Raw genomic sequence first — 24,707 nt, 5'->3', positions numbered from 1 at the left:
GGGCGGGAATGGAATCCGCCCGCCCGGTGTCGAACACTGCACCGAACGCGAAGGAGCACACCATGAGCCTCGACCTCCACGACCTCCACAAGAGCGCCGGGATCGACGACGACCGCACCTGCCTGCCGAAGTCGACCCTGTCCAGCCTGCGCGACGAGCGCACCCCGTCCTTCGGACGGTGGCTCGGGCAGATCAACGGTCAGGACTGACCGAGGGCGCTCCACGCGAGGAACGGGAGGCGCGGTGCCGGACGGCACCGCGCCTCCCGTTCGTCCGTCCGGCAGCCACCGCGCTGCTACGGTGCAGCCATGTCCTGGGGTCGGCGGTACTTCGCACTGCAGGCCGCGGGCGGGGCGGTCTGGTGGCTCGCCGTCGCCTCGGTCCCGTCCGTCCGGCAGGTGACGCTCGGGTCCCTCGACCCCGTCGCGGTGGCCGTCGTCGACGTCCCGCTCTTCGTGGTCGCCTCGGCGCTGGCTGCGGCGGGGCTGTGCTGGGCCGCCGTGGTGAGCACCGGCTGGACCGTGCTGGTGCTCGCTGCCCTGGCGTGCTGGGCGACCGCCACGCGTGAGGCCGGCTGGGGCGTCCTGGTGATGACCGCAGCGGCCGTCGGGTCGGCGCTCGCCCTGTGCCTGGTCCTGCTCGGCCGCGTGCCGACCGAGTGGGTGACGTCCGGTCCCCTGCGGTTCGCGACCGCCGACCCGCAGGCCCCCCGCTCCCGCCACGTGCGCGGGACCGTGCTGCAGATCGTCGTGTTCTGGGGCCTGTTCCTCGGGGTGTTCCCGCTCCTCGTCGCGGCCGCGGAGCACCGCTGGCAGCTGCACCCGCCGCTCCCCCGGCTGTCCGGACCGGGGCGGCGATGCTCGGTGTCGTCGTGCTCCTCGGGGCGAGCGCCCTCGGCATCGCCGCGGCCGCCGTGATGTCGACGCTCGGCGACGGCACGCCCCTGCCGTCTGCGTCGGCGAACCGCCTGGTCGTCGCCGGCCCGTACCGGTCCGTCCGCAACCCCATGGCGCTCGCGGGCATCACGCAGGGCGTCGCGGTCGGCCTGCTGCTCGGTTCGTGGCTCGTCGTCGTCTACGCCGTCGCCGGTTCCGTCGTGTGGAACTGCGTCGTGCGGCCGCTCGAGGAGGCGGACCTCGAGCGTCGCTTCGGCGACGACTTCCGGCGCTACGCCGCGCAGGTGCGCTGCTGGGTCCCCCGACCACCGGTTCCGTCGTCCGTGCGGTGACGACGGGACGGACAGGAGGCCCGTGGCGGCGTCGCCACGGGCCTCCCGTCCGTCAGCGGGTCGCGTCCGGAGCCGGCAGGTCGCGGATCCGCCGGGCGGGCACCCCGGCGTAGACGCCGTGCGCCGTGAGGCGCCCGACGACCACCGCGCCGGCGGCCACGACGACGTCGTGCTCGATGTGCGCGCCGGGCACGACCGTCACGCGGCCGCCGATCCAGACGTGCTCCTCGATCACCACCGGCCGCGCCGACGCGGTGTCGTCCCACCGGCCGCGGTCGTCGATCGCGTGGTGGCTCGTCATGATGAGCACCTGCATGCCGATGGCGGTGCCAGCGCCGATCGTGACGGGTGCGACCGCCTCGACCGTCACGCCGCGGTTGCAGAACACTCCGCGGCCGATCGTCAGGTTGCGCGGGTCGCCGGTGAGCGAGAAGCCGGCCCCCGGCCCCGACTCGACGTGCGCGCCGACCGCCGTGAGCAGTGCGCGCCGGGCGACCCGCGGCAGCAGCGGCGAGCCGAGGAGCGCGGTCAGCAGCAGGTGCTCGCGGGCGTACGCGACGTCCTCGCGCAGCCGGGACCCGAGGCCGGGCTGGGTGGTGGCGGTCATGCGGCCTCCGCAGGGTCGGGACGCCGCCGGTCGGACGCCCACTGCGGCACCGTACGGGCGCGGCCACCGGCCCGACCATCGGGGGCCTGCGCGGTTGCGCGATCCTTGCGGTACCCCGCCGGGGTGTGGTCGGTCGACGGGCGCCCGCGGGCGGCCGGCGGCCGCCGGGGCGTGCCGGTGGACACCGCCGGGCGTGCGGGCGGCCGGTCAGTCGCGGGCGGCCTGCGCGGTCTGGCGCGGGAGCTCGCCGAACTCCTCACGGTAGCTGCCCGCGAAGCGGCCGAGGTGCGCGAAGCCGGTCGCCCGGGCGATCTCCGCGACGCTGCGGTCGCCGCCGGCCTGCAGCTGCTCACGGGCGAGCAGGAGCCGGATCCGCCGCAGGTACATCGTCGGCGTGATCCCGTGGTGTCGCTGGAACGCGGCCTGCAGACCCCGCACGCTCAGGCCGGCTGCCGCGGCGACGTCCTCGACGGTGATCGACTCGGTGGCGTGGTCGAGCAGGAAGGTCTCGGCGCGGGCGAACCGGGCCGTCGAGGCGAGGGCGGGCTCCTGCTGCCCCACCGGCCAGTGCGGGATCGCCGTGAGGAGCCCCGCGGCGGCGAACCGGGCCAGCTCGTGCTCGCGGGCCGCCGACACCTCGCTCGGCCCACGCAGGACGTGCTCGGCAACGGAACGGACCGTCAGCCACCACGCCGCCAGCGCCGGCCCCTCCGGGACGTGGTGCGGGCGGAACCGGAGCGGCCCGGGCCGCCAGTCCCCGCGCTCGGCGGCGACCTGCTCGACGACCGACCGGTCGATGCGCAGGACGTCGTGCTGGAAGTCCTCCCACCGGAAGCGCTGCGGCTCCTGTCGGTACAGGACGGGCCTGCCGATCGGCACCGGCTCGTCGTCGACGGCCGCGGAGCCGGACTTCAGCCAGACGATCATCATCGTCGTACCGGGCTCGACGGACCCGCTCAGGACGCCGGTGCACCCGGTCGACCCGAGGGAGAGCAGCGCCGTGCCGCGGACCCGCTCCGTGAAGACGAACGGCCCGGAACCCGCCACGACGACGAGGTCGTGCGTCGTGTACGTGCGCGACAACGCCTCGGCGGCGGCCGAGGGCTCGGCGGTCGTGATCTCCCGCTGGGAGCGGTGCATCATCTCGGGCACGTGATGATCCTCGCGACATGTCGCCATCCGCGCAACGCACACCGCAGGGCGTTCCTGGGTCCGCGCGAGGGGCCGGTGGACAGGATGGACGTCCGGAGGCACCACCCATGAAGACGATCCAGTACGACCGTTCGACGATCCTGACGAGCGACGACGTCGCCGACGCGGTGATCGAGTACGCCGCGGCGCTCGCCGGCGGCAGCCGCGCCGACACGATCGCGATCCCCGCGGTGGCCGCCGACGGCACGATGACGACGACGAAGGTGCTCATCGGGCCGTCGAGCCAACTCGTCGTCGAGGACGCCGACGAGGACGAGCTCGAACTGGAGAACGGCGACTTCGTGGCGCGGTTGCAGGCCGCCGCGGCGACCTTCACCCACCACGAGCCGATCCACGCCGACCAGCGGGACGACCTGTTGCCGGGCGACCAGCGCCCGTAGCGTCCCCGTCGGGAGCGTCACCGGCCGAAGTCGGACCGGTGCACGGGGGCGTCGATGGCCAGCACGGCCTCGGTGCGACTGGTGATCTCGCGCAGGAACGCGTCGCCGTCGGGTTCGAGGTCGTCGTCCGGTGCCGGCTCGACGGCCACCGCGACGGCGGGAGCGAGCAGGACCTCGACCGTGGCCGCCGAGCCGTAGTCGTCGACCGTCGGGACGGAGACGACGTCGCTCAGACGGCTCTGGTGCAGCGCCGCGGCGTAGCGGATCACCGCCTCGGCGATCGCGTCGCCGGTCAGGACACGGACGGTGCCCGCGTAGTTGAGGTACTTCACGGCGACGGCTCCCAGGTGACGAGGAGCGCCCGCCACGGTGACGGGTTCCGGATCTCCCCGAACACTAGGCCGCGGCAGGTGAGCGGCACACATGTACGACCGACCGGGTCCCCCAGGTCCCCGTGCTCCGCGGTGCCGCGCCACGGGCGGTGTCCGGTTCCCGTACTGCTCACGGCTCCACGCTGGTACGAACGGAGGGGCGCCGCCGTTCCGTGCGGTGCGGGAAGGGAACGCATCTTGACCGAGATCACCGCCCACCACGGGCTCTTCAAGGACACCAACCTGCACGTCGACGACACCGGCGGCTCCGGCCGCACCGTCGTCCTGATCCACGGCTGGCCGCTGTCCGGCGAGTCCTGGAGCAAGCAGGTCCCCGCCTTCGTCGACGCCGGCTACCGGGTCGTCACGTACGACCGCCGCGGCTTCGGGCGCAGCGACAAGCCGAAGACCGGCTACGACTACGACCACCTGACCGAGGACCTGCACACCCTGCTCACCGAGCTCGACCTGCAGGACGTCACCCTGGTCGGCTTCTCGATGGGCGGCGGCGAGGTCGCACGCTACTTCAGCAAGTACGGCACCGAGCGGGTGCACAGCGTCGTCTTCGCCTCGGCGGTCCCGCCGTACCTGCTCCAGACGTCGGACAACCCCGACGGTCCCCTGCCGAAGTCGCAGGCCGAGGAGATGACGGCCGGCCTGACGAAGGACGAGGACGCCTTCTACGACCAGTTCACCACCGACTTCTTCTCGGTCGACGGCACCCTGGTCGTCTCCGAGCAGGACCGTCAGGAGGCCCTGGCCCTCGCGAAGCAGGCGTCGAAGACCGCCGCCCTCGAAGCCATGGCGTCCTTCGCGAACACCGACTTCCGCGAGGACCTGCCGAAGGTCACGGTCCCGACGCTCGTCATCCACGGTGACGGCGACGCCACGGTGCCCTTCGAGGGCTCCGGTGCCCGCACCCACGCCGCGATCGCCGGCTCCGAGCTGCACGTCGTCGCGGGCGGCCCGCACGGCGTGAACGTCAGCCACCCGGACGAGTGGAACCGCGTCGTGCTGGAGTTCCTGCAGAAGTAGCACCAGCGCCATCAGGAGACGTCGGGTCCGTTCCAGGACCCGACGTCTCCTGCGTGTCCGGGGTCGGCCCCCTGGCGCCTCCGGAACACGTGCGGCATCCTGGAGCCGTGCGGACGGCTCGGGGGTTCGGAACGGTCGGGGCAGCGCTGCTCCTCGCGGCGACGAGCGGCTGCGCGCTCGGACCCGGGACGGCGTGCCCGGCGATCGGGTACACGAACACCGTCGAACTGCGGCTCGAGGGTGCCGAGGCCGACCGCGTCGCACGGATCGCGTACTGTTCCGGCGCCGGGTGCACGCCGACCACCGCGCCGTCCCTCGCGCCGTCGGACGACGCTCCGCTCGCGCCGAGCGACGCCGCAGCGGCACCGCGACCGGGCGCCGCGACGCCGGCCGCACCGCCGACGGGGACACCTGCGCCTGCCGACCCGCTGTTCCCCGCCACGGAGCACGACGGCGATGTCTGGAACGTCGTCGGGATCGCCGATGCACCGGCGCGGGCGCGGATCGCGCTGCTCGACGACCGCGGTCGGACGCTCCGGACGGCCGAGGTGACCCTGCGGTGGACCCGGACCGGCGGGTCCGAGCAGTGCGGCGGCCCGTCGACCGCACGCGCACGCGTCGACCCGGCGCACTGACGCCGGGCGCACCAACACCGGGCGCACCGACACCGCGCGCACGGACACGGTCCCGCATCCGCCGCAGGGACCGTGTGTCCGGCGACACAGTTCCCCCGGCAGGCGGATGCACCGGGCGCCGCCCCGCGGGACAGTGGAGACGTGCGGGGAATCCGGGTGGACGCGGCCGCGGTCGTGGGGGCCGCGGCCGCGGGCCCGGGAGTCGCCGGCCCGGGTCTCGCGGGTCCGGGTGTCGCGGGCCTGGGTGTCGCCGTCACGGACCGGACCCGTTGCCCCGTGCGGGGCACGGGGAGCAGACTGCGGCGATGGACCACGACGCAGCGCTGACCACCGCACTCGTCCCCGCCGGGGCGACGACGGCCGAGGTGGTGGCATGGTCGACGACGGACCCGGACACCGGCGTCACCGCGACCCTGCACGACGACCTCGGCCCGGTGCGGATGACCGTGCGCACGATCGTCCGGACGGGAGAACGCCTGACCGACGAGGGGTTCGCGCACGGCGTCGCCACCGATGCGCTCACGCTCGCTGCGAGCGCCGCCTGGGCGTTCCTCGCCGCGCGCCTGCCACCGATCGAGTCGGAGGACCAGCGTCCTGCAGCGCTCGCTGCGGCCCGCGCAGTCGACGTCGAGGCGGAGGCGCTCGGCGCCCAGCTGCCCGATCAGGACGTGTGGCCGATCCGAGCGGTCGAGGTCGATGGCGTGCGGTACGCCCTGCGTGTGCACGCCTTCCCCGACGGCGTCGCGGGCTTCGGCGACCTCGGACCCGAGGTCTTCACCGTCGCCGCCGACCGGCTTCCCGAGGACCTGGTACTCCTGCGTCGGCCGGTGCGGGGACGGGTGCTGCTCGAGGGGTGACTGCGGACGGCCGTGAAGCGATCAGGGCCGCTCGTCCACCAGTGCCACGAAACGGCTCCCCACGCCCTCGACCTCGCGGCGGGTGAACCCTGCGGTGGGTTCGGGTGCCTGGTAGGGCGCGTGGTAGTCGCACATCAGGTAGTCCCACTCGGGCCACCACTTCTTCGGCCTCGCCGACTCCGCGTAACCGCAGACGACGCACTCCAGGCGGGTCCACACCTTCTTGGCACCGGTCCGGTTCGCTCGGGACTGCGCGAGCCACGCCGGCGGGTCCTGGTCGATCGCGTCGAGCTCGGCCTCGCTGAGGCGTGCCGGGATCCCGTGGTGGACCGCCATCTCGATCGGGATGTCGAGTCGGATCGCGGCGTCACGTCGGGAGAGCATCCCCCCAGGGTAGGTTCTGTCGGCTGCGGGACCCGACACGCGGACGGCGAAGATGCCCAGGCGTCCGGAGCCAGCTCCGGCCGCCCGGGCACGGCCCGGTGTTCGAGCACCCACTCGTCGTCGGCTTCCGCGGCCACGGACCGCCAGAAGGCCGACGCGACGGTGTTGGCGTCCTGGAACGCGACGGACCAGCGACCGGGACGCTGTCCTGTCAGGCGACGGACCGCCTCCCGGCCGATGCCCGACCGGCGCGCGCCGTGCACGACGAAGAAGCTGCTGATCACGCGTTCGTCGGCGTCCAGGCCGCGCAGCACCGCGAGTCCGACAGGGTGGGACCCGAGACGGAACAGGTGCACGGCGTGGTCGGAACGCGTGAACCCGGCGTCCAGACGTTCCTGACGGAACCGCCCGTGCGCGTCGGGGAGCGCCGCGGTGAACGCGGACATCTCGTGCCGGAACATGGTCCAGAGCTGGTCGAGCACGGGTCGGTCCGGAGCGTCGGCTCGGTTGACGGTGAGGGCTGCTGTCGGAGTGGTCACACGAGAAAACCTCCACCGCGAGCGGTGGAGGTTTCGTGGTCGTCATCATACCGCCCCGGGCAGCTGGACCGCCACGGGTCACAGTTCGGCGGCACGCACGAGGCTCGTGATCGGCGGCAGGCCCACGCGCGTCGCTGGGTCCGTCTCGTCGACGACCACGACCACCAGGACGAGCTCGGCCCCGCACTCCTCGACCAGGCGGGCGACGGCGGATGCCTGGCTCCCGGTCTCGATCCAGTCGTCGACCAGCACGACCCGTTGCCCCGGAGCGAACAGGTCCCGCCGCGCCGAGAGCGTCCGGCGGTTGCCGCGGTAATCGACCTCGGTGCGCCGCGCGACGAGCGGACCAGGGAACACCGCTCCGTCCTTGCGGACCGGGGCGAACCCGACCCCGAGCGCCAGCGCGACGGCGGGAGCGAGCACGAAGCCCCGCGACTCGATGCCGACGACGACGTCCGGGGAAGCCGCACCCGCCGACGCGGCGAGCGCTCCGACGATCGCCGCGAGCCCCGCTCCAGAGCGCAGCATCGTCCACGTGTCGGCCGCCCCGTCGATCCACCGGAGCTGGTCGAGCACGACCGCACGCCCACGGTCCACCGCCTCGTCGTCGATCACGAGGACCACGCTACCGAGCAGCGGGGCGACCACGGGCTCCTCCTGCTCCCAGGGTTCCAGCAGGCGCCGGGACGATGTTCGAGGACATCGGGTGGGGCGCCGTGCCGAGGCCCGAGTGCCTGGGGGGACCAGGGTGCGCGTTCCTCCGTCACCGTCCCTGCGCACCCGCACTCGAGGAGCAACCGTGACCATGCCCGTCCGTCTCGCCGGAACCGTCCTGACCGTGTTGACGGTCGCAGCCGCCCTCACCGCGTGCTCCTCGGCGGACCCGACACCGGCGCCCTCGGCCTCCGCGACGGAGGCCACCGACGTCACGACGTCGACCCCGGCTCCCACTCCCTCGGAGACAGCGACCACCGTGCCGGAGACGCCGACCCCGACGCCCACGTCGACCGCCAGCGGTTCGGCGCTCGCGCAGCACATCTACGAGCAGTGCAGCACCGGCGCCGCCGACGCCGGCGTGCGGCTGACGTTCACCGAGGACCCGTCCGGGTACACGGCTGCCAACGGGGAGTACCAGCTCATCTACCCCTTCGAGTTCCTCGACGGGCACGACGACCCGTACGCCATCTACAACTGCAGCCTCACCGACGACACCCTGCAGTCGACCTGGGTCGGTGGGGGCATCGGCGACAGCCGCTGACCCGAGGTGTCGGCAGCGCCCGGGCTCGCTCCGGCGCAGCGGGTCGAGGTCGCTAGGCTTCCGGCGTGCCGAGCCGTGACGAGATCCTGCGCTTCGACGAACCCCCGGTGCCCCCTGGTGCGAGCCCGTGGGTGGTCGAGCCGACGCCCACCGCCATCGAGGTGGTGGAGTACGACGCGTCCTGGCCGGATCTGGCCGAGCGGATCGCCGACCGGATCCGCGCGGCGCTGGGCACGCGGGCGGTCCGCATCGAGCACGTCGGGTCGACGGCCGTGCCGGGCCTGCCCGCGAAACCGGTGATCGACCTCGACCTCACGGTCGCCGACCCCGCGGCGGAGGACGGCTGGCTCCCCCGGCTGCAGGACGCCGGCTTCGTGCTGACGGTCCGGGAACCGTGGTGGCACGAGCACCGTCTGGTGCGTGGCGTCCACCCCGTCGGCGGGGACGCGTCCGCCGGCCGGGGTGTCGCCACCAACGTGCACGTCTTCGGCCCGGACAGCCCCGAACTCGTCAAGCACGTCGTGTTCCGCGACTGGCTGCGCACGGACGCCGCCGACCGGGAACGGTACGCGGCGGCCAAGCGTGCCGCCGCGCACGGGACGGCGCAGCGTGTCACGGACTACAACGCGCGGAAGGAAGCGGTGGTCCTCGACGTCTACGACCGGGCGTTCCGCGCGGCGGGCTTCCTCGACTGACCGAAGCCCCTGGTTCCGGTGGAACGGGGCTCCGAACACCGACACACCGTTGTCGCAGTCGTCGACGACGGTGGACGGATGCACAACGACGACTCGACCACACACCCCCCGATCCCATCCGCTCGCAGCTCCCTGGACCGGTGGTTGCCCATGTGGAACGGTGATGCCTCGCTCGCCCGCGAACTCTGCGCGGCGGACTTCCGGATCCGCTTCGCCGTGACGGAACCCGACGGTTCCACCCCCGCGGACGACATCCGGACCGCCGCGGACTTCGCTCGCTACCTCGACTGGTGGCACGGGCAGCACCCGGACGCGGTGTTCACCACCATCGCCGACGCCGTCGACGGGAACCACGGCCGGCTCATCTGGGACATGCACGCCGGAGACGTCCACGTCGGTGGGGTCGACGTCTTCGACTTCGACGAGGACGGCCGGGTCCGCCGGGTCTGGTCCGCCGGCGGCCAGCGCAGCATGCGCAGCGCGGACACCGAGTGACACCGGCACCTGCCAGGATCACGGCATGAAGCGAGCCGAGCGGCAGTACGCCCTCGTCGACGTCCTGCGAGGTGCACGGCGGCCGTGGTCCGCTGCTCGGCTCGCCCAGCGCTTCGAGGTGTCCCAGCGGACGATCGAACGCGACCTCGCGGCCCTGCAGCTCGCCGGGGTGCCGATCTACGCCGATGCCGGAGCCTCCGGCGGGTACTCGATCCTCCGCGAGTACTCGATGCCGCCGCTCAACCTCTCCGACGGTGAGACCCTCGCGGTCCTCGCCGGCCTCGGCCTGCTCGAGTCCTCGCCGTACCGATCAGCGGCGATGCGGGCAGCGGCGAAGGTCCGCGCGGTCATGCGTGCGGAGCACCACGACGCCGTGCACGACGCGCTCAGCAGGATCCGCGTCGTCGACGCGGTCGCCCCTGCCGGTGGCGCAGCGGTACCGCTCGGGATCCTGGGCGACGTCATCGCGGCACGCAGCGTCGTCCGGCTCACCTACGTGGGCGAGCCGGACGACGACACCGGCACACCGGTCACCACAGTGCGCGTCGTCGAGACGATGGGCATCCTCCGCGCCGGCGAGTCCTGGGTCCTCGCCGGATGGTGCCGCCTGCGGGGAGCCGTCCGCGGGTTCCGCATCGAGCGGATCACCGCCCTCGAGATCCTCGACGAGCGCCCGCCGCTCCGGGATCCGGCCCTCTGGGATGATGACCTCACGCAGTGGCCGACGCGCGGCCTCGTGTGACGACCACACCCCGGGAGCAGAGCGGATGACGACGGATCCCCCACGAGCACCCCGCAGCCGCTGGTCGTCCCGCCTCGACCTCGTCCTCACCTGGGCCCTCGGGGTCGCCGGGGTCGTCGTGGTGCTCGGCTGCGCCCTGTTCGTGTTCGACCTGAACCTCCGCGCCTACGCGCTGTGCTCGGAGTTCCCGCGCACGGGCTGCTCGGACACCGGGTGGTTCGTCAGCGAGGGGCTGACCTCCTTCGGCGGCATCGCAGCCGTCTCCGTCGGCGCGGTCGTCGGGATCCGCCGGTCGCAGCAGGGCCGCACCGGCGCGTGGTCCCCCGTGCTCGGGATCGCAGCAGTCGTCGCACTGACGGCGCTGGCGGTCCTGGTCCTGCGGCTCACCACGAGTGCCTGAGCCCGGATCGCGGACACGACCGGGAGACGGACGGGAGGCACGGTGCCAGCTGGCACCGTGCCTCCCGTCCGTCCTGTGGTCCCGACCCCCGCCGGTCAGCGACGGAGCGTCTCGCTCGGCAACTCGCCGAACCGCCGCGCGTACGCGGCGGAGAAGCGGCCGGCGTGCGCGAAGCCCCACTCGCGGGCCACCGCGGCGACGGTCGTCTCACCGACCGACGAGTACTGCAGCTCCGCGCGGACGCGGTCGAAGCGGATGCCCCGCAGGACCGCGTTCGGCGACTGGCCGACCTGTCGCTGGAACCCCTGCTGCAACCCGCGGACGCTGAGGCCGACGTACTCGGCGACGTCGGTCGTGGAGATCGGGGTGTCGGCGTTGGCGTGCATGTACTCGACGGCCCGCTTGACCCGGCCCTTCGCGGTGGGCGGCACCGGTGCCTTCGACGCGAGTGTGACGTGCGGGAACGTGCGGAGCAGTGCGAAGGCCGTCCGACGCGCTGCCGCAGCCATCGCCAGGGGCGTCACCGGGGCAGGCCCGAGGACCACGGCGGCCGCTTCGCGGAGCTCCGTGTTCCAGGTGCGCACGGCCTCGCGGTCGGGGGCGAGCGCGTGGTCGAACACGATCGGCGCCGGCTCGACCCCGTGCACCTCGGCGGCGACCTTCTCGAGTGTCCGCCGGTCGAACTGCACCACGTTCTGCCGCACGTCCTCGAGGTCGAAGCGGAACGCCCGCTCACTCGGGAACACCACGGGACGGCCGGGAGCGAGCACGACCTCGTCACGGCCGACGTCCACCACGCCGCCACCGTCGCTGACCCAGGTGACGAAGTAGTGGCTCGTCGCGTCGACCTCGCCGATCATCCGGGCGTCGAAGCGCTTCGCGTCGAACGTCAGCGTCGCGTCGCCGACCGCGCGGAACCGGTACCCGAACTGCCGCTCCGTCCGCTCCGGCAGGAAGCCCGACGCACCGTACGCCGACTCGAACATCGCTCGAGCGGCGTCGAGGTCACTGCCCGACGTCTCGACGACGCGGCGGACGTCCGGTTCGGTGACGGTCATGCTCCGATGCTCTCACCTCGTGCCTGAGCTTCCTCGCCCGTGGGCTCCCTGTCGGGCGCGGGATCGACCGCCGTGTGGTCGGATGGCCACGTGTCGATCGTGATCCTGACCGGGATGCCCGGAGCCGGGAAGTCCACCGTGGGCCGTCTCGTCGCGGCGACTCGTTCCGGGCCGGTCCTGCCGGTCGGGCGTCGAGCGCCGCGACCCAGCGGGTGAGCAGCCCACCGGCGGTGGCGAGCACCCCGATCCCCTACCGGTCCGTCTCCGTCCGCAGTGGCGAGCACACGGCCACCACGACGGCTGCGGCGGACACGAGGGTCACCGCGAGCAGGGCCACACCGTGTCCAGCGACGGTCAGGAGTGCCCCACCGCCCACCGCTCCCGCGGCCGCGAGCGTCCTGTTCGCGCTGCGCATGGTGCCGTTCATCCGCCCGAGGAGCGCGTCGGGGGTGACCGTCTGGCGCAGGCTCATTTCGTTCGCGTTCTCACAGCCCGCGGCGACGCCGTGCACGGCGAACGCGACGAAGAGGACCACCACCGTCGTCGGCGGTGCTGCGCCACCGATCCCGACGGTCACGAGCGTGATCGCCGCCCAGGCGACCGGGTACGCGGCCCGAGCGCCGATGATCGTCCGACCGGCACCGAAGCGCGCTCCGAGGCGCGGCGCGGCGCTGGCACCGACGAGCATCGCCACGCCGCTGACGGCGATGACGGCGCCGTACACCGCCGCTGGGAGCGCGAGCGTCCGGAGCGCGACGATCGCGAACACCGTCAGCCCGGCGGCGTTGGCGAGGAACCAGAGGTGCGTGGACAACGCCAACGGGGCGAGCGTCGGATGGCCGTACGTCCAACGCAGGCCGTCGACGATGTCGCTCCAAAGTCCCGTTCCCCCGGAGCGGGTCCCCTCCTGCTCGCTCGTTCCCCCGTCGCGGGTCCGCTCCTGCTCGACGACGGGGACCCGGGCGACGAGGACGGCGTCGACGAAGTAGCTCACCGCGTCGAGCGCGATCGCCACCGGCGCCGTCACGACGCTGACCAGGACCCCTCCGAGCGCCGGACCCGCCGTCTGCGCCGCCGCCTCGCTCTGGTCCACCCGCGCGTTCGCCGTCAGGAGGAGTGGGGCGGGCACGATCCGGGGCAGGAGCGACTGGGTCGCGGCGAAGCCGACGACGGACAGGATGCCGAACACGAACAACACCGCCGCCGTCACCCAGAGGTCCAACAGCCCGACCGACCAGAGCACCGGGATCGCCGCGAGGCTGACGCCGCGACCGACACTCGCCCAGACCAGGAGCGGCTTCCGCCGGAAGCGGTCGACGAAGACGCCGACCACCAGGCCGAACACGGCGTACGGCAGGAACTGGGCAGCGTTCACCAGCCCCACCTCGAACGGACTGGCGTCCAGCACCCGCACCACGAGGACCGGGACCGCCACCGCGCTCACCGCTGACCCGAACGACGAAACGGTCGCAGCGGACCAGTACGAGCGGAACCCGGGCACCCGACCCAGCGTGGTCACGTCGTCGCCCATGCGCCAACGCTGGCAGACCGCGTCCCCCCGAGCAAGGTCGCACGACGAGCGCGCCGTCCCGAGTGACGATCGGCTACCGGTCGCTGGAGGAACCTGCGGGGTGCCAGGGCGTGGACCGCGGCAGACGGCGCAGCGCCTCGTCGTCCGCACCGACGTAGACGGTCTCGGAGCTCGCGGCTGCCACCGGGAGGTCCGTCACGGAGTCCGTGTAGAACCTCGCTGCGGCCAGCGGGACGCGAGCCGCTCGGAGGGTGGCGAGCTTCTGCTCGCCGACGTTGTGCACAGCGAACCGGAGCCCGCGTGCCGTCAGTTCGAGTTCCGACCCGAGGACCGCGACACCGCGGACGTCGAGCACGTCGAGGAACGCGCGGACGAGCATCGACTCGCTCGCGGTCGCCACCACCGTCCGGCCTCCCGATGCCGCCGACCGCAACTCCGCCACCAGGTCGTGCCGCAGCCAACCAGCGTCGACGAAGCGCGACACCACGACCCGGGTCAGGTCCTCGTACCCTGCGCGGTCCAGACCACGCAACGCCCCTCGACGAGTGCCCGGTCCGACCGCTGACGAACCCCGGCATTGCGAGTGAACGACCGTCGCAGGAGCGACGGGACCGCAGTGACGAGTCGACGTGGGTCGCCCAGGAGGCGCAGCCGACAGACGAACACCATCGTGTCCCGACTCGTCAGCACCCCGTCGAAGTCGAAGACGACCACCCCACCGTCACGCACGGGAGCAGTCTGACACCGAGCCGCTCCCGGCGACCTCCGCAACGCTGTCGACGAGAGCGGTCGTCGTCGCTACGGTCGAGGTGTGGAAGCGACCGACCCCACTGCACTCGTCATCCGGCCGGCGGCGCTCGCCGACGCAGCGGGCATCGCCCGCGTCCACGCCACCTCGTGGCGCGAGACCTACGGACGCTTCGTCGACGATCCCGACACCGACACCTGGTTCAGCGTCGAGCGACGTGTCGACATGTGGCAGGCGATCCTGGAGCGGGACGCCTCGACGACCGTCGTCGCCGCGGACGAGTCCGGCCTCGTCGGGTTCGGCGCAACGGACTCGACGCCGGGTCCCGACGCTGTCCGTCCCGAGGAGCTGACGATGCTGTACGTGCTCGCGCGCGCCCACGGCAACGGAGCGGGGCAAGCGCTCCTGGACGCGGCGCTCGGGCGGCGACCGGCATCACTGTGGGTCGCGGCCGACAACCCCCGCGCGCACGCCTTCTACCGACGGAACGGGTTCGCCGCCGACGGCGCCACGTCGAGCTTCGGACCGATCGAGACCACGGTGCGGCTGGTCCGCTGACTTCTCGGTCGAGCGTTCCGCCGGCAGAGGGATGCGGAGCGGGCTCGTCGCGGGGACGACGAACCGGTCGACTCCTCCAGCACGACGTGGCCGCTCGCTCGGTGACCCCCTCCGTCTACTCGGCGGTCGGCTTGCTGAACAGGTTGACGACGTTGCCGTCCGGGTCCCGGACCAGTGCGGAGCGGTTGCCCCACTGCATCGTGGTCGGCTCGAGGACCACGTCGTCGTCCGCGAGTCCGAGCCCGGCGAACGCGCCGTCGACGTCCGCGACCTCGAACTCGATGAACACGGATCGGTTCGTCGCGGGAGTGAGCGCGCCGTCGAGCATCGCGACGGTCTCGGTGCTGGCGATCGCGAGGTTCGCGCCGGGACCGCTGAACTGCGCGAAGACCGGGGCGGGGCGCTCGGCCTGCCGGCCGGTGACCTGCTCGTAGAAGGCGACGAGACCGTCGAGGTCGTCGGTGACGATGCGGATGGACGTGAACGACATGGGGTTCCTCCGGTGGTGCGTGTGGGATGGGATCCCCAGCATCGCTGGTCGTCGCGACACCGTCCTGTCGGTGTTTCGCGGAAGTCGTCCGCTCCGGTTCAGTCGTCGATGACGGACCTGAGTCGTCCGTACTGGATCGCGAGGTCCTCGGCGCGGAGCGTGCGCGTCGGGGGCCGTTCGTCGGTGACCCTGACCGAGAGCATCCGGTCGCCGCGGAACGCCCGCACACCGTGTCGGAGCCGGCACCAGGCGATCAGGTACCACTGCCCTTCCTTCTCGATCGACCCCAGCGGTTCGACGTCCCGGGTGGACTCCGCACCGCCCGCGTCCTGGTAGCGCAGCTGGACGACCCGGTCCGCGCGCAGGGCCTCGGCGAACGCGACCGGCGTGGTCGTGTCCTCGTCGCTCTCCAGGAAGTGCACCCGGGATGCGAAGGCGCTCGCGCGTGCCGCATCTTGGTCCGGCATCACCGCGAGCATCTTCCGGGCCGCCGTCCGGGCGGACTGCCGGAACGGGCTGTGCCGGAGCGTGCCGAGCCCGATCAGCACCGCGAGGGCCTCGTCCAGCGTGAACCCCGCGGGGCCGAGCGTCGCCGAGGCGTCGATGACGTACCCACCGGTCCGGCCGGGCTCCGCCCAGATCGGCAGACCCGACTGCTGCAGCGCTGCGAGGTCCCGCTCGATGGTCCGCACGGACACCTCGAAGCGCTCAGCGAGGCGACGGGCGCTCCTCGGCCGAGGTGACACGGCCCGCAGCTCCTCCACGAGACCGTAGAGGCGATCGGTGCGGTTCACCGACCCATCTTCCGACAGGATGCCCTCGCTGCGCGGGGAGCCACTCCGCTCGCTTCCACCGCGTCCGGTGGCCCGTCCTGCCGCGGCAGGGGACGACCGAGCGCTCGCTCACGCGCCGCGGATCATCGACTCGACGGCGTCCGCCAGCTCGTGGACAGGCTTCCGACCGTCGAGCTCGATGTCGGCTCCGCGGCGCAGGAGCGGTTCGACCTCGGCAACGTGACGTCGGCACGCCGCACGCTCGTGCGCGGCGTGCCCGTACGGGTTGTCCTGCCGGTGACGAACACGGTGGAGCAGCACGTGGAGCGGAGCGCTGAGGAGGACGACGTGGTCGAAGCGATCGGAGAAGTCGGCCTGGTTCTCTGCAGTCCCACCGACCACGACGTGGTCTCGGGCCTGCAGGAGGTGCGCCATCTGGTCGGTCTTCCACGGACCGCCGTCGCCGTCGCTCCATCCTTGATGGTCCGTGTCGACGGTGTGGTGACCACGGCGCTCGAGTTCGCCGAGCAAGGTCGACTTGCCCGCTCCGGACATGCCGGTGATCAAGAGCCTCGCCATGGCGACACGGTAGCTGCTCGATCTCTCAGTTCGTGCCGTTGTCGTCGTCGGTGTTCAGTTCGAGCCAGGAGTCGGTCCGGGTGGGATCGTCGGCAGCTTCGAGGACAGCGATGTGTTCCATGAAGCTGTCCTGACGGGCAGCGTGGAAGTGCTCCCCGCCGGGCGCGAAGGAGATCGTCTGGCCGGGATGCACGTCGACGATGCCGCCGCCGGCGGCCCGTTCAGGAGGCACGGATCACCGTGCGTCGAGAGCGGCGGTCGGCCAGGATGGTCACGAGGGTCGACGCAGAGGAGGGCGCCATGCGGTTCGTCAACTGGTTCTTCGGAGTGCTGGCCGCGGTCGGGAGGGGGCAGGATGCCGGGAACGGCGTGGGGCCCGGCGTTCCTGCGGACACCGCGAGCAGGCTCGCGGACGACGAACGCAACCACCGGCGACGGAACGATCACCGTCCCTGATCCGCGTCAGCACCGGTTCCGTGCCGCCGTGCGGGTGTCAGCAGGTGCTCCCGTCGAAGCGGGTTCCTCGGCACACCGCTCGCCGTCGTCACAGGAGCGGTCCTGCTCGTCGGGAGCATCGGGATGGCCGTCCGACGGCGGTCATGACGGCGCGCGCGACGTCCGCTGAGCCGGGGACGTCGGAGCGGTGCGATGCTCTCTCGTCGCGTGCCCGAGGGCCTCGACCGCTGCTCGCCCCCAGCCGGTGGGGTCGTCGCCGGGAGGCACGAGTGCCAAGGAGTACCAGAGGACGAGGACCCGCCACCACCGGAGTTCCTCGTCGGTGAGGACAGCGACCGTCCGGTAGCCGTCCAGGAACCGCTGCCGCACGGACTCCGACACGGGCCCCCAGTCCCGGAAGAGCGTGCCGAGCAGGACCGCTGAACGGGCGAGCTCGACGATCCGGTGGTCGACGCGGAGCTCCTCGAAGTCCAGGACCCCGACGACCGCGCCGCCGGCGCACAGGATGTTCGCAGCGCGGTAGTCGCCCTGCACGATCTGCACAGGCGGCAGATCGGCCGGCGCTCGTCCGAGCAGCCACCCCAGGACGTCCCGAGCACGCGGCGACAGCGTCGGCGGCTCGGAAGCGATCCAGTCGCTGACCTGCTCCGTGAGCGGTGTCGGCACAGCGAGCACCTCGGGCCGCGGGTCCTGCGCGGGCCAGGAGCGGAGCGCATCGTGCAGTCGAGCGAGTGTCGCCCCGGCCGATCTGACCTGTGCTGCGTCCTCGACGTCCAGGTGCGATCCGTCGATGACGCGCTGGAGGCTCATGGACACGCCCTCGTCCGTCAGCTGCAGGTCGCCGGCGGTCGCCGGTACCGGAGCCGACACGGGCAGTCCGAGCGTGCCGAGCCACGCGGTGACCTGCGCGACGAACGCGAGCCGCTCGGATCGCTCAGGGGCGACCGACCACTTCAGCAGGAGTCGTTCGTCGCCCCGGCGCACCCACGCGAGGGCGTTGCGGTCGCTCAACACGACCCGCTCCGGGGAGCCGACCCGGATGTCCCAGTGCCGGTCGAGCATCGAGACGACCCAGTCGCCCACCGCCGCAGCGTCCGCGAAGCCGAAGCGATCGCGGAGCACCTCGTCCGGCTCGTCCTGCTCCCACAACATCTCGATCGTCATCGATCCCCCGTTCCACGAGACGAGCATCCCGTCCGTTGCTCCACTCGATCATCCCCCACACCGAGGTGCGCACCGCCTCGTGGACGCAGGGCCGACGGGACGGGACAGCCACCGACAGGGGTGCCCGGCTGCGACGTCCGGAACCCGCCAGCCCTCGCGTGCACAGACCGCGAGACTCAGCGGTGCTCGCGACCGACGCGGGCCCCGACAGAGAGCAGCCCGTGCAGCACACCCAGATCGATCCCGCGATCCTCTACTTCGGCACACCCGTCGTCCTCCTGAGCACCGTCGACGCGGAGGGCGTGACGAACACCGCACCGATGTCGTCGGTGTTCTGGCTCGGACACACCGCCGTGCTCGGCATGGGCGGCCGGTCCCAGACCGCGAGGAACCTGCTGGAGACGGGAGAGTGCGTCATCAACCTGCCCTCGGCCCCGCTGGTCTCGGCTGTGGACGCCCTCGCCCTCACCACCGGGCGCGATCCCGTCCCGGTCGGGAAGGAGCGGGTCGGCTACCGGCACGTCCCGGACAAGCTCGCGACAGCCGGCCTGCACGGTCGGCCCGGGGACACCGTCCGCGCCGAGCGGATCGACGAGTGCCCGGTGCACCTCGAAGCACGCGTCGTCGACGCGCACACGCTCGCGGGGCAGGAGCCGGGCGATGACGCGACGTTCCTGTTCGAAGCCGCGGTCTCCCGCGTCCACGTGCATGAGGACATCCGCGCAGCGGGGACGACGGACCGCATCGACCCGGACCGGTGGCGCCCGCTCATCATGGCCTTCCAGCGCTTCTACGGCCTGGCCGGGGAACTGCGGCCGTCGAGACTCGCCACGATCGACGAGGAGTGGTACCGCTGACCCTGGACACCGCCGTCCTCAGGTTGACGTCTCACTAGCCGATCCTCTACCGGTCGATCCGTGCGAGCCAGTCTCGGATCAGAGCGGCGGTGATCCCGGGTTGCTCGAGGTGCACGTTGTGTCCAGCACCGTCGAGGACGACGAAGCTCCCTCGCGGGTAGTGGTCCCGGAGTGCGAGACCGTCCTCGTAGCCGACGACGTCGTCCTGCCGACCGAACAGGTGCAGCGCCGGAGCGGTGAACGGTTCCGGGTGGCGCTCCTCCGGCACGGCATCCAGTGCGTAGTCGGCGGCGATGCGGTCCATCACAGCAGGGTCGGCGCCACGGAGACCGGGCAGTACGTACCGCTCGAACGCTGTGAACGCGGCGGCGTCCTGGATGACGCTGACCTCTGCGAATGCTTCTCGCGCGTCACCGGCGGCTTCGAGGACGGACGGTTCGGTGTGCAGCACGGTGCGCTCCGGGACGGCGCGATCTGCGTGTGCCGGATGCACGACGCCCGCCAGGGTCGCGACGCCGAGGACGTGGTCTCGGCGTTCGTGGGCGACATGTCGGGCGATCATGCCGCCGAATGAGTTCCCGATGACGGCGAAGGGCTCGTCGCCGAGGTGGGCGTCGATGTTGGCGAGGACGCCGTCGGCCACGTCGACCGCGCTCGTCGCGGTTGCGGTCGCCGCGGCGGCTTCAGCCCACGGCAGGTCGAGGAACACCATCCGCCAAGGCAGGTCCTGCACCGCATCCGCCAGCGGCAGCATGATCCGGTGGTCCACCCCGAAACCGTGGAGGGCGACGAGAGGACGACCAGAACCAAGAACTCGCGCGATCACCCAGCAAGCCTACGAGCAGCCCGTACCGATAGCCGATCGCCCCTCGGGCGTGTGGGCTTCTCTTGCAGTTGGGTCTGCGGCGTCTTGCCCAGGTCACGTACGCAGCATCCGGGGAACAATCGGGGCGGATTCCGCTGTCGGATACGTCGTCGGGTCCGATTGCGATGTGGTGGCGAGGTACTCGATCGGAAGCCACGAGTCGGGCTCGGGTGCTTGTCGCTGTCGTGGCCTGTGGAGGCCGAACCATCGGCGACTGCCGGGTGGCGTCGTGGGGGTCAGCAGACGTGCGAGATCCGCTCGATCGGCCGGCTCGATCGCGGCCCGGTGGAAGAGGCCACTGTCGTGGCGTTGCACCGAGCCGAACGAGAGGTGAGGTCCGATCTCGTCGGCGTAGTCGGTACCGAACCACGACAGCCACGTCGGTGTCGGCGGCAACCCCTTCCAGATGCCACGAGGGCCGAGGCCGAGCTCGTGTTCTGCGGAGGTGGGATACCAGAGCTGGCGACCGGACCACTCCGCGCCGTGCAGGATTGAAGCGGATGCGTACACGGCGTCGATCCGGCTGGCGAACGCGCTGAACAACCGCACGACCGATTCGCGGTGACGGACGTCGTCGAGGGCATTCGCGAGGATCGTCAGGGAGTGGGACGTCACCACCGCGTCCTCCCAGAAGAACGAGCCGAGGCTTCCGTCTGCGACCAGGCCGCTCCCCGTCCACGAGATCCTGGCACCAACCATCGGCTCTTCGTTGAGGGAGGTGACGAACGCTTCCGCCCCGCCGGGTTCCCACCGGTGCTCAAGCGGTTCCGTACTGCCGTACCGGCGAGGAAGCGCGTCCGGGAAGTGCCTACGAGCAAGTTCGAAGAACGTCTGCGCGGTTTTACCGTCCTCACAACGCGCGGGGGGCCGCAGCGCCGATGCACCTCATCGCTGGCTCCAGCGGGACTTGGTGCACCACCCCAGCGACGACATCGACAGGCTCATCGCCCGCGACGAAGCGGTCCGCCTCGCCCGCGACGTCATCGACCTGACCGGCAAGCTCGAAGCCAACCAGGACGCGCTCCGACTGCACGTGTCCGCTCTGGCACCGTCTGTACTGGACATCGCCGGCGTCGGCCCCGTCTCAGCCGCCGTGTTCCTCACCGCGTACTCGCATGTGGGCCGAGTCCGCAGCGAAGCCGCGTTCGCGTCGCTGGCCGGCCCGGCCCCGATCCCCGCCTCCAGCGGCAACACCAGCCGACACCGACTGAACCGGCACGGCGACCGACGGCTGAACTCCGCGCTCGACACCGTCGCCCGCGTCAGGCTCTCCTACGACCCCGACACCCGCGCATACAAGCAACGTCGTCTCGCCGAAGGGAAGACCGCGAGAGGAGTCAAGCGCATGCTCAAGCGCTACATCGCCCGACAGATCTACCGACACCTCACCGCCACAATGACCGCCTGACATCACGAGGGAAAGCGTGCATTCAGTCAGCTGATCTCGCGAGGAGGCTCAGGTGGTGGGCGCCGTAGTCACCCGACGAGCAAGCGCCTGGGCGAAAGGCCGCCCATCACGCACTCGTCCGGTGAAAGTCCTACGAGCCCCGCCGAGAAGCAGGACCATGCGAACCCACTGAGCATCACCACCGCGCTTTCTTGACCGGACCTCCACCGACACAAGGGCGACGGAGGACAGCGAGACTGCGGTCGGCACGCGGCCACGCAACAGCTTGAAGCGCCGTCGGACCAGTGAGACGTCGTCGAGCTCCAGGACGTCCACTCCGTTGAAGCCCCACCAGGGTCCAGGAGAGAAACGCGCGGTCACGAAGCTGTTGGTCACGTTCGGAAACGCTAGTCCCCGAGCCTCGCCACAACGATGATCACTTGACATCACCCATAGAAGGGTCGGACAGCACATTGGTCGTCCGCGCACTCGGCGCAGGCGCCGTCGCCCGAGTGGGAGACTGCCGACGTGATCAAGAGCATTCAGGTGGAGCTGCAGATCCACGGCCAGCGTGGCTCTTCGGCAGAAGTGACGCAGCTCCTGGGTGTCAGTCCCGACGAGCAGTACGAGATCGGCGACCTCAAGGGCGATGGTCCCCGCACCTTCGACGTCTCCATCTGGAATCTGTTCAGCAACCGCCACGTTCACGAGATCCGCGCAGAGCACGGGCAGGACCCTTGGGGGCGGGTGCACTGGATCTTGCGGTTGCTGCCAGAAGATGCGGCGGACCTATTTGCTCAACTACGCGATGAAGGCTACGACGTCACACTCTCCGTGGCCCTCATCACCGACCACAAGGAGAACACCTTCACCGTCCCTGCGGAAACTGTGCGACAGGTCGCGGTCGCAGGTCTGGATCTCGAACTGACACCCGCGTCAACCAAGCAGATCGACATCACCTACCGCGACATCTGGTGAACACGTGTCGCGAGCAAGTGGCGCTCGCAATTGTCCACTGATGGATGGGGCACGGGACGACGAGACCGAGGAGCCGGCCGATCAGCTGAGCGAGCTGCTGTCCGTCAGGGTCGCGAAGCTGCCGTCGAGCGCGGCCATGAACGCGGCGTGCACAGCCGCGCCCGGCACGACCGTGTCCCCGTACCGCAGGTCCGGCGCCGTGCAGGCGTCAGGCACCACGATGTTCCGGTACCCGAGCTCGTGAGCGGCCCGTGTGGTCGAGTCGATGCACATGCTGCTCATCATCCCGACGATCACCAGCTCGGTGACATCGGCATCATCGAGGACGCCACGCAGGCCGGTGTCGATGAAGCTGTTCGGCCGGTGCTTCTCGAGCACCACCTCACCCTCGGCCGGTTCGACCGACGGATGGAACTCCACTCCAGCCGTCCCGGGGCGGAAGAACGAGGCGTCAGGGTCGGTGCTGACGTGGAAGACGTGCACGACGAGCTCACCAGACGCACGGAACTTCTCGAGGACCGTACGCGCCGCGGTGGCCGCTGCCTCCGGTTCGATGAGAGGGAACGCTCCGCCTGGGAAGTAGTCACGCTGGATGTCGACGAGGACGAGAGCACGAGTCATCCCACGAGTATCGCTGCCACCAGGGCGTGGCCCGATCACGGGCGGGCGAAGCCCGTCCGCCAGCTCGACCAGCGAGGCGTGAAGCCCGACTCGCGGGCGAGCTGGTTCGACACCGGCCGCCCGAGGTCGCCGGTCTGCTCAACACGCGGGGTCGGGCCGGCGACTGCTGCCGAGAAGGCCGGGACCCAAGCGGTTCCGGATGCTGGTTCGTCATCGACGACGTTCCGGACACCGGCTGTCCAGCCGAGTGCGGCGACCACGGCCGCTGCGGCGTCATCGACGTGCACGAACGAGGTCACGGTCTCGGTCGCAGGGAGCAGGCCCGCACGAGCGGCCTCGCCGAACCGACCCTCGGCCGAGTACCAGGTCCCCGGTCCGTACAGCTGCCCGAACCGCAGCACGACCCCTGCGCCGACCTCCTGAACGGCGTCCTCCAGCGCGCGCACGGCGGTGACCGTCGTTCGGCGGGGTTCTGCCGCGTCCGGGTCCAACGGGTCCGCCTCGGTGGCCGGTTCCGTGCCGGGCGGGTAGACCCACGAGATGCTCTGCGCGACGATCCGGTCCACCCCGGCTGCTCGTGCCGCGTCGACCAGGTTCCGGGTCCCCGTCGACCGGAGTCGCGCGTTGCTGGCCGAGTTCCCCGTGCCGAGGTCCGTCATCAGGTGCAAGACGACGTCGGGTTCCGCGCTCGCGACCGTCGCCATCGTGCCGTCACGGTCCAGCGCGTCGAGCACCGCCGCGTCCACGCCAGGACCTTCGAGCAGTCGCGCCTTCTCCGCCGAGCGGGACGTCAGCGTCAGGTCGTGCCCCGCTGCGAGGAGCAGGGGGACGACCGATCGGGCGAGGACACCGGAACCACCGGCCACGAGGATGCGCACAGCACCATCGTGGCAGTGCCGTCGCTGCGCACCGACCACGGGCGGTGACGACGGGCTGCGACGTCCGGAACCCGCCAGCCGGCAGCGGCGCCACGAAGAGTCCCCCTCTGGGACGCTCGATGCCCCGGGCAGAACTCCGCACTTCTGGTCACCGCGCCGCGCGCTCGCGCCGCCATCAGCCTCGCCGCAGACCTCGGCTCGACGTCTCGGTGGACGATCCGCTCCCGAGACGGCCAGTCAGTCCTGCTCGCGATCATCTTCGTCAGCCCAGCGGCGCAACAGCCGGCGGTTCTCACGCACCCTGGATGACACCGTGACTGCAGCAGCAACGAAGCCTGCAACGATCATGAACCATCCGAGGATCGGAAGGCCTGACGTCACGGAGGCGAAGCCGAGCGCACCGACGACCACGCCGATCAGGGCGATGACGGGAACACCTGTCTTCACGGAACGAACGGTACCGGGAGCGACGCCCGCACGTCCGGAAGCCGATCGGCTACCGGTCTGTCGAACGCTGCTCGCCGTCGGGCAGGAGATGCCCGATGGCTCGTAGGACGTCGCCGAGCCACACGAGTTCCCACATCACCGTCCGATCCGCGTCCATCGCCGACGTCAAGTTGTCCCACGACTCGGTCAACTGCCCGATCGTGGGTTCGGGTGGGTCGCTCGACACGTCGTACAGATCCGGAGCGGGGAGCGAGTAGAAGTAGTCCTCACGCAGCACGACCGACTCCCCGTTCACACGCTCGACGTGCGCAAGGATCCGATCGAACACGAGACGCAGATCAGCCACCGGGATCTGGAGACCGTTCCACTCACGCATGCCACGAACATCCCGCAGGAGGACCTGTCTCGTCAATGGATCGGCCAGCGAGATGCTCTTGACAGAGACAGAGGGCGCGGTTCGCAGCCCCTCCCCGCGGCTG

General features: G+C 71.4%; 37 protein-coding genes and 1 pseudogene. 17 read left to right on the top strand and 21 right to left on the bottom strand.

Translation table 11 applies throughout. From position 1 onward, the window contains the following. The first annotated feature begins 62 nt into the window (after nt 1–62). The 3 genes from BIU94_RS17745 (at nt 63) to BIU94_RS18260 (ending at nt 1,228) form a co-directional block, all read left to right on the top strand. A complete protein-coding gene (locus BIU94_RS17745) occupies nt 63–209 on the top strand; it encodes a hypothetical protein (protein WP_175472195.1) in 147 nt (48 codons plus the stop codon). 99 nt (nt 210–308) lie between these two features. After that, the gene (locus BIU94_RS05025; RefSeq protein WP_368073082.1) at nt 309–917 is read left to right on the top strand and encodes a hypothetical protein; all 609 of its coding nucleotides are present in this window, start codon (nt 309–311) and stop codon (nt 915–917) included. Continuing rightward, the gene (locus BIU94_RS18260; protein WP_368073083.1) at nt 857–1,228 is read left to right on the top strand and encodes an isoprenylcysteine carboxylmethyltransferase family protein; all 372 of its coding nucleotides are present in this window, start codon (nt 857–859) and stop codon (nt 1,226–1,228) included. Before BIU94_RS05025 ends, BIU94_RS18260 begins: the two co-directional genes overlap by 61 nt. A gap of 52 nt (nt 1,229–1,280) precedes the next feature. On the opposite strand, the gene BIU94_RS05020 is transcribed toward BIU94_RS18260, so the two are convergent. Together BIU94_RS05020 and BIU94_RS05015 are read right to left on the bottom strand one after the other, a co-directional pair. Next, entirely contained in the window at nt 1,281–1,835 is a 555-nt protein-coding gene (locus BIU94_RS05020; RefSeq protein ID WP_083404590.1) for a DapH/DapD/GlmU-related protein, read from the bottom strand. A 207-nt stretch (nt 1,836–2,042) separates the two neighbouring features. Further along, nucleotides 2,043–2,978 (bottom strand): AraC family transcriptional regulator, encoded by a 936-nt coding sequence (locus tag BIU94_RS05015; protein ID WP_254782940.1) that lies wholly within the window; start codon nt 2,976–2,978, stop codon nt 2,043–2,045. 116 nt (nt 2,979–3,094) lie between these two features. On the opposite strand from BIU94_RS05015, the gene BIU94_RS05010 reads away from it, so the two are divergent. Next, nucleotides 3,095–3,427 (top strand): hypothetical protein, encoded by a 333-nt coding sequence (locus BIU94_RS05010; RefSeq protein WP_071254937.1) that lies wholly within the window; start codon nt 3,095–3,097, stop codon nt 3,425–3,427. A gap of 17 nt (nt 3,428–3,444) precedes the next feature. Here the strand turns inward: BIU94_RS05010 and BIU94_RS05005 are convergent, their stop codons facing one another. After that, nucleotides 3,445–3,759: a hypothetical protein gene (locus BIU94_RS05005; protein WP_071254932.1), complete on the bottom strand. Its 315-nt coding sequence runs from the start codon at nt 3,757–3,759 to the stop codon at nt 3,445–3,447. Nucleotides 3,760–3,996: 237 nt separating this feature from the next. On the opposite strand from BIU94_RS05005, the gene BIU94_RS05000 reads away from it, so the two are divergent. From BIU94_RS05000 to BIU94_RS17280, 3 genes are all read left to right on the top strand, one after another. Beyond that, nucleotides 3,997–4,833 carry an alpha/beta fold hydrolase gene (locus BIU94_RS05000; protein WP_071254929.1) on the top strand — a complete coding sequence of 279 codons (837 nt, stop codon included), beginning with the start codon at nt 3,997–3,999 and terminating at the stop codon, nt 4,831–4,833. A gap of 107 nt (nt 4,834–4,940) precedes the next feature. Next, nucleotides 4,941–5,468, top strand: coding sequence for a hypothetical protein (locus BIU94_RS17285; RefSeq protein WP_071254926.1), 528 nt, complete (start codon nt 4,941–4,943; stop codon nt 5,466–5,468). Between the two features lie 305 nt (nt 5,469–5,773). Beyond that, nucleotides 5,774–6,325 carry a hypothetical protein gene (locus BIU94_RS17280; protein ID WP_071254923.1) on the top strand — a complete coding sequence of 184 codons (552 nt, stop codon included), beginning with the start codon at nt 5,774–5,776 and terminating at the stop codon, nt 6,323–6,325. A gap of 21 nt (nt 6,326–6,346) precedes the next feature. Here the strand turns inward: BIU94_RS17280 and BIU94_RS04985 are convergent, their stop codons facing one another. The 3 genes and pseudogenes from BIU94_RS04985 to BIU94_RS04980 all read right to left on the bottom strand — a co-directional run bounded on the left by BIU94_RS04985 (nt 6,347) and on the right by BIU94_RS04980 (nt 7,863). After that, complete coding sequence (locus BIU94_RS04985) at nt 6,347–6,709, bottom strand: hypothetical protein (protein ID WP_071254919.1); 363 nt, start codon at nt 6,707–6,709, stop codon at nt 6,347–6,349. A 215-nt stretch (nt 6,710–6,924) separates the two neighbouring features. Then, nucleotides 6,925–7,155 (bottom strand): annotated as a pseudogene (locus tag BIU94_RS18255) (GNAT family N-acetyltransferase); the annotation flags it as partial. A gap of 171 nt (nt 7,156–7,326) precedes the next feature. Beyond that, complete coding sequence (locus BIU94_RS04980) at nt 7,327–7,863, bottom strand: phosphoribosyltransferase family protein (protein WP_217639477.1); 537 nt, start codon at nt 7,861–7,863, stop codon at nt 7,327–7,329. A 184-nt stretch (nt 7,864–8,047) separates the two neighbouring features. Here BIU94_RS04980 and BIU94_RS04975 point away from each other — a divergent pair, with 184 nt between their 5' ends. From BIU94_RS04975 to BIU94_RS04955, 5 genes are all read left to right on the top strand, one after another. Further along, complete coding sequence (locus BIU94_RS04975; RefSeq protein ID WP_071254900.1) at nt 8,048–8,506, top strand: hypothetical protein; 459 nt, start codon at nt 8,048–8,050, stop codon at nt 8,504–8,506. 65 nt (nt 8,507–8,571) lie between these two features. Beyond that, nucleotides 8,572–9,201, top strand: a complete 630-nt coding sequence (locus tag BIU94_RS04970; protein ID WP_071254898.1) for a GrpB family protein — start codon at nt 8,572–8,574, stop codon at nt 9,199–9,201. A gap of 150 nt (nt 9,202–9,351) precedes the next feature. Continuing rightward, on the top strand, nt 9,352–9,696 hold the full coding sequence (locus tag BIU94_RS04965; protein ID WP_254782927.1) for a nuclear transport factor 2 family protein: 345 nt from the start codon (nt 9,352–9,354) through the stop codon (nt 9,694–9,696). 25 nt (nt 9,697–9,721) lie between these two features. Continuing rightward, nucleotides 9,722–10,438, top strand: coding sequence for a YafY family protein (locus BIU94_RS04960; RefSeq protein WP_071254892.1), 717 nt, complete (start codon nt 9,722–9,724; stop codon nt 10,436–10,438). Between the two features lie 25 nt (nt 10,439–10,463). Then, nucleotides 10,464–10,838 carry a hypothetical protein gene (locus BIU94_RS04955; protein WP_071254890.1) on the top strand — a complete coding sequence of 125 codons (375 nt, stop codon included), beginning with the start codon at nt 10,464–10,466 and terminating at the stop codon, nt 10,836–10,838. A 95-nt stretch (nt 10,839–10,933) separates the two neighbouring features. Here BIU94_RS04955 and BIU94_RS04950 read toward each other — a convergent pair whose 3' ends face one another. The 3 genes from BIU94_RS04950 to BIU94_RS04940 form a co-directional block, all read right to left on the bottom strand. Beyond that, nucleotides 10,934–11,896, bottom strand: coding sequence for a helix-turn-helix transcriptional regulator (locus BIU94_RS04950; protein WP_071254887.1), 963 nt, complete (start codon nt 11,894–11,896; stop codon nt 10,934–10,936). A gap of 250 nt (nt 11,897–12,146) precedes the next feature. Then, nucleotides 12,147–13,427, bottom strand: a complete 1,281-nt coding sequence (locus BIU94_RS04945) for an MFS transporter (protein WP_071254884.1) — start codon at nt 13,425–13,427, stop codon at nt 12,147–12,149. A gap of 73 nt (nt 13,428–13,500) precedes the next feature. Beyond that, the gene (locus BIU94_RS04940; protein ID WP_175472194.1) at nt 13,501–13,959 is read right to left on the bottom strand and encodes an HAD family hydrolase; all 459 of its coding nucleotides are present in this window, start codon (nt 13,957–13,959) and stop codon (nt 13,501–13,503) included. Nucleotides 13,960–14,238: 279 nt separating this feature from the next. On the opposite strand from BIU94_RS04940, the gene BIU94_RS04930 reads away from it, so the two are divergent. Next, nucleotides 14,239–14,733 carry an N-acetyltransferase gene (locus BIU94_RS04930; RefSeq protein WP_071254874.1) on the top strand — a complete coding sequence of 165 codons (495 nt, stop codon included), beginning with the start codon at nt 14,239–14,241 and terminating at the stop codon, nt 14,731–14,733. A 115-nt stretch (nt 14,734–14,848) separates the two neighbouring features. Here BIU94_RS04930 and BIU94_RS04925 read toward each other — a convergent pair whose 3' ends face one another. From BIU94_RS04925 to BIU94_RS04910, 4 genes are all read right to left on the bottom strand, one after another. After that, complete coding sequence (locus BIU94_RS04925) at nt 14,849–15,223, bottom strand: VOC family protein (protein WP_071254872.1); 375 nt, start codon at nt 15,221–15,223, stop codon at nt 14,849–14,851. 98 nt (nt 15,224–15,321) lie between these two features. After that, complete coding sequence (locus BIU94_RS04920) at nt 15,322–16,017, bottom strand: YafY family protein (protein ID WP_071254868.1); 696 nt, start codon at nt 16,015–16,017, stop codon at nt 15,322–15,324. Between the two features lie 108 nt (nt 16,018–16,125). Further along, entirely contained in the window at nt 16,126–16,575 is a 450-nt protein-coding gene (locus BIU94_RS04915; RefSeq protein WP_071254865.1) for an AAA family ATPase, read from the bottom strand. 25 nt (nt 16,576–16,600) lie between these two features. Further along, on the bottom strand, nt 16,601–16,807 hold the full coding sequence (locus BIU94_RS04910) for a hypothetical protein (RefSeq protein WP_071254862.1): 207 nt from the start codon (nt 16,805–16,807) through the stop codon (nt 16,601–16,603). Between the two features lie 68 nt (nt 16,808–16,875). Here BIU94_RS04910 and BIU94_RS17740 point away from each other — a divergent pair, with 68 nt between their 5' ends. Next, nucleotides 16,876–17,031: a hypothetical protein gene (locus BIU94_RS17740; RefSeq protein ID WP_175472193.1), complete on the top strand. Its 156-nt coding sequence runs from the start codon at nt 16,876–16,878 to the stop codon at nt 17,029–17,031. Between the two features lie 141 nt (nt 17,032–17,172). Here the strand turns inward: BIU94_RS17740 and BIU94_RS04900 are convergent, their stop codons facing one another. Beyond that, nucleotides 17,173–18,195 carry a phosphotransferase gene (locus BIU94_RS04900; protein WP_139195930.1) on the bottom strand — a complete coding sequence of 341 codons (1,023 nt, stop codon included), beginning with the start codon at nt 18,193–18,195 and terminating at the stop codon, nt 17,173–17,175. A gap of 221 nt (nt 18,196–18,416) precedes the next feature. On the opposite strand from BIU94_RS04900, the gene BIU94_RS04895 reads away from it, so the two are divergent. Then, nucleotides 18,417–19,052: a flavin reductase family protein gene (locus BIU94_RS04895; protein ID WP_071254848.1), complete on the top strand. Its 636-nt coding sequence runs from the start codon at nt 18,417–18,419 to the stop codon at nt 19,050–19,052. A 46-nt stretch (nt 19,053–19,098) separates the two neighbouring features. Here BIU94_RS04895 and BIU94_RS04890 read toward each other — a convergent pair whose 3' ends face one another. Both BIU94_RS04890 and BIU94_RS04885 read right to left on the bottom strand, forming a co-directional pair. Further along, a complete protein-coding gene (locus BIU94_RS04890) occupies nt 19,099–19,878 on the bottom strand; it encodes an alpha/beta fold hydrolase (RefSeq protein ID WP_071254846.1) in 780 nt (259 codons plus the stop codon). Between the two features lie 93 nt (nt 19,879–19,971). Continuing rightward, a complete protein-coding gene (locus BIU94_RS04885; protein ID WP_071254845.1) occupies nt 19,972–20,616 on the bottom strand; it encodes a hypothetical protein in 645 nt (214 codons plus the stop codon). A 211-nt stretch (nt 20,617–20,827) separates the two neighbouring features. On the opposite strand from BIU94_RS04885, the gene BIU94_RS17735 reads away from it, so the two are divergent. After that, a complete protein-coding gene (locus BIU94_RS17735; RefSeq protein ID WP_071254844.1) occupies nt 20,828–21,325 on the top strand; it encodes a transposase in 498 nt (165 codons plus the stop codon). A 48-nt stretch (nt 21,326–21,373) separates the two neighbouring features. On the opposite strand, the gene BIU94_RS17275 is transcribed toward BIU94_RS17735, so the two are convergent. Beyond that, nucleotides 21,374–21,700 carry a hypothetical protein gene (locus tag BIU94_RS17275; protein ID WP_139195931.1) on the bottom strand — a complete coding sequence of 109 codons (327 nt, stop codon included), beginning with the start codon at nt 21,698–21,700 and terminating at the stop codon, nt 21,374–21,376. 132 nt (nt 21,701–21,832) lie between these two features. On the opposite strand from BIU94_RS17275, the gene BIU94_RS04875 reads away from it, so the two are divergent. Further along, nucleotides 21,833–22,282: a DUF4279 domain-containing protein gene (locus BIU94_RS04875; RefSeq protein WP_071254841.1), complete on the top strand. Its 450-nt coding sequence runs from the start codon at nt 21,833–21,835 to the stop codon at nt 22,280–22,282. Nucleotides 22,283–22,363: 81 nt separating this feature from the next. On the opposite strand, the gene BIU94_RS04870 is transcribed toward BIU94_RS04875, so the two are convergent. The 4 genes from BIU94_RS04870 to BIU94_RS04855 all read right to left on the bottom strand — a co-directional run bounded on the left by BIU94_RS04870 (nt 22,364) and on the right by BIU94_RS04855 (nt 24,604). After that, complete coding sequence (locus tag BIU94_RS04870) at nt 22,364–22,903, bottom strand: cysteine hydrolase family protein (protein WP_071254837.1); 540 nt, start codon at nt 22,901–22,903, stop codon at nt 22,364–22,366. 35 nt (nt 22,904–22,938) lie between these two features. Further along, a complete protein-coding gene (locus tag BIU94_RS04865; RefSeq protein ID WP_071254834.1) occupies nt 22,939–23,781 on the bottom strand; it encodes an NAD(P)-dependent oxidoreductase in 843 nt (280 codons plus the stop codon). Nucleotides 23,782–24,018: 237 nt separating this feature from the next. After that, nucleotides 24,019–24,228, bottom strand: coding sequence for a hypothetical protein (locus tag BIU94_RS04860; protein ID WP_071254832.1), 210 nt, complete (start codon nt 24,226–24,228; stop codon nt 24,019–24,021). Nucleotides 24,229–24,277: 49 nt separating this feature from the next. Continuing rightward, nucleotides 24,278–24,604 carry a hypothetical protein gene (locus tag BIU94_RS04855; RefSeq protein WP_071254830.1) on the bottom strand — a complete coding sequence of 109 codons (327 nt, stop codon included), beginning with the start codon at nt 24,602–24,604 and terminating at the stop codon, nt 24,278–24,280. Nucleotides 24,605–24,707: the final 103 nt, after the last annotated feature.

Origin of the sequence: Curtobacterium sp. MMLR14_006, from assembly GCF_001864985.1 — a bacterium.
Taxonomy (GTDB): domain Bacteria; phylum Actinomycetota; class Actinomycetes; order Actinomycetales; family Microbacteriaceae; genus Curtobacterium.
The sequence above is the reverse complement of the archived record's forward strand: the minus strand, read 5'-3'. Positions and strand labels throughout refer to the sequence as shown.

Bases quoted from the DNA above. Each gene is read 5' to 3' on its own strand.
- BIU94_RS04965 (WP_254782927.1), top strand. From the start codon at position 9,352: ATGTGGAACGGTGATGCCTCGCTCGCCCGCGAACTCTGCGCGGCGGAC.
- BIU94_RS04925 (WP_071254872.1), bottom strand. From the start codon at position 15,223: ATGTCGTTCACGTCCATCCGCATCGTCACCGACGACCTCGACGGTCTC.
- BIU94_RS04985 (WP_071254919.1), bottom strand. From the start codon at position 6,709: ATGCTCTCCCGACGTGACGCCGCGATCCGACTCGACATCCCGATCGAG.
- BIU94_RS04950 (WP_071254887.1), bottom strand. From the start codon at position 11,896: ATGACCGTCACCGAACCGGACGTCCGCCGCGTCGTCGAGACGTCGGGC.
- BIU94_RS17740 (WP_175472193.1), top strand. From the start codon at position 16,876: ATGCGGTTCGTCAACTGGTTCTTCGGAGTGCTGGCCGCGGTCGGGAGG.
- BIU94_RS04855 (WP_071254830.1), bottom strand. From the start codon at position 24,604: ATGCGTGAGTGGAACGGTCTCCAGATCCCGGTGGCTGATCTGCGTCTC.
- BIU94_RS04960 (WP_071254892.1), top strand. From the start codon at position 9,722: ATGAAGCGAGCCGAGCGGCAGTACGCCCTCGTCGACGTCCTGCGAGGT.
- BIU94_RS05015 (WP_254782940.1), bottom strand. From the start codon at position 2,978: ATGATGCACCGCTCCCAGCGGGAGATCACGACCGCCGAGCCCTCGGCC.
- BIU94_RS17745 (WP_175472195.1), top strand. From the start codon at position 63: ATGAGCCTCGACCTCCACGACCTCCACAAGAGCGCCGGGATCGACGAC.
- BIU94_RS05020 (WP_083404590.1), bottom strand. From the start codon at position 1,835: ATGACCGCCACCACCCAGCCCGGCCTCGGGTCCCGGCTGCGCGAGGAC.
- BIU94_RS05025 (WP_368073082.1), top strand. From the start codon at position 309: ATGTCCTGGGGTCGGCGGTACTTCGCACTGCAGGCCGCGGGCGGGGCG.
- BIU94_RS18260 (WP_368073083.1), top strand. From the start codon at position 857: ATGCTCGGTGTCGTCGTGCTCCTCGGGGCGAGCGCCCTCGGCATCGCC.
- BIU94_RS05010 (WP_071254937.1), top strand. From the start codon at position 3,095: ATGAAGACGATCCAGTACGACCGTTCGACGATCCTGACGAGCGACGAC.
- BIU94_RS04885 (WP_071254845.1), bottom strand. From the start codon at position 20,616: ATGGTTGGTGCCAGGATCTCGTGGACGGGGAGCGGCCTGGTCGCAGAC.
- BIU94_RS04945 (WP_071254884.1), bottom strand. From the start codon at position 13,427: ATGGGCGACGACGTGACCACGCTGGGTCGGGTGCCCGGGTTCCGCTCG.
- BIU94_RS04900 (WP_139195930.1), bottom strand. From the start codon at position 18,195: ATGACGATCGAGATGTTGTGGGAGCAGGACGAGCCGGACGAGGTGCTC.
- BIU94_RS04915 (WP_071254865.1), bottom strand. From the start codon at position 16,575: ATGGCGAGGCTCTTGATCACCGGCATGTCCGGAGCGGGCAAGTCGACC.
- BIU94_RS17280 (WP_071254923.1), top strand. From the start codon at position 5,774: ATGGACCACGACGCAGCGCTGACCACCGCACTCGTCCCCGCCGGGGCG.
- BIU94_RS04955 (WP_071254890.1), top strand. From the start codon at position 10,464: ATGACGACGGATCCCCCACGAGCACCCCGCAGCCGCTGGTCGTCCCGC.
- BIU94_RS04870 (WP_071254837.1), bottom strand. From the start codon at position 22,903: ATGACTCGTGCTCTCGTCCTCGTCGACATCCAGCGTGACTACTTCCCA.